Below are 1080 nucleotides of genomic sequence, written 5' to 3' on the forward strand. Positions count from 1 at the left end.
TTGGAAAAACACGATGCAACACTTTTTTTCGCTCATTTACGTTAACTTTTGTAAATAGGATCTAAAAAGGATCTAATTTATAATTGGTTAATTATTGTTTTAATTAAATATATTTCAATTGCAAATCTTTAAAATTAGAGCAATTGATCCTTGAAAATTTTATTTTTGGGCTTTGAATTAGAAATTTAGTGATTTGGATCATTTAAAACTTTTTAAGTGACATTTAAAATCTCAAAAACCCCACTCCTCAACTTTTTTTGCTAAAAACACCTCAAAAATAAACCCACCTAGGCGGGTAATTCAAATGTCGCTTAGCCGCAAAATCGCTTTTTATAGCTAAACGACGTTGACTCCTTGAGTCAGCTTACTTTTAATGACTCAACACTATTTTTTATCACCCCCACCCCCGCCCTAAGGATTAAGGACGAAGAAATAAAAACTAAGGATGGGAGCAAAGTCCGTAGATGACGTTGTAGGTGTAGGCCAAAGCCACGGTACCGTCGTTGGTGTCCACGACATACTGGTCACTACCATACGGGTCACTACCATACGGGTCAATAGTCCAGTACCAATTGGTGATTCCGAAGCCAGCGCCAGAGTAATCAGCCATTTTGCCCCACTCCGTGAAAAAACCAGAACCTATATGACGCATGTAATAGCTACCAGGTGAGGAAGGGGTGGCGCCTAAATTATGATAATTTGAATTTGTTAAATCCCTTACGCGAGGCATTCGATAACCAATACTATTACACCAAGATAAGGTAGGAGAATAATTGTCCCCCTTATCACCACGGTTCACGAACCACTGCTTCAAAGTAAAACCATATTTAACAACTGGAGTACCATTACTATCACGACCGACCAACTCGAAAGTCTGAGGCAAAGTAGGTTTAGAAATAGGACTAGGACTGGATGAAGTATGCTGGGATAGAGTAGCGTAAGGACCAGTTAAAGTAACGCGTACGCTTGTAGCAGTAGGATTAGACATTGTGACTGTGATACCTCCATGAGAAACAGGAGACCAAGACAATGGCTGACTACTACCACTAATATCTAAATCAAAGTACAATCCATTAAGAC

General features: G+C 39.0%; 1 protein-coding gene. It reads right to left on the reverse strand.

Going from position 1 to position 1080, the window contains the following annotated elements:
* Positions 1-439: 439 nt before the first annotated feature.
* Positions 440-1080 (reverse strand): hypothetical protein (locus tag J3U16_RS11940; RefSeq protein WP_267343197.1); only part of this gene is annotated, 641 nt, incomplete at its 5' end.

This window comes from Gilliamella sp. B3023 (genome assembly GCF_026536845.1).
Taxonomy (GTDB): Bacteria; Pseudomonadota; Gammaproteobacteria; order Enterobacterales; family Orbaceae; genus Gilliamella; species Gilliamella apicola_E.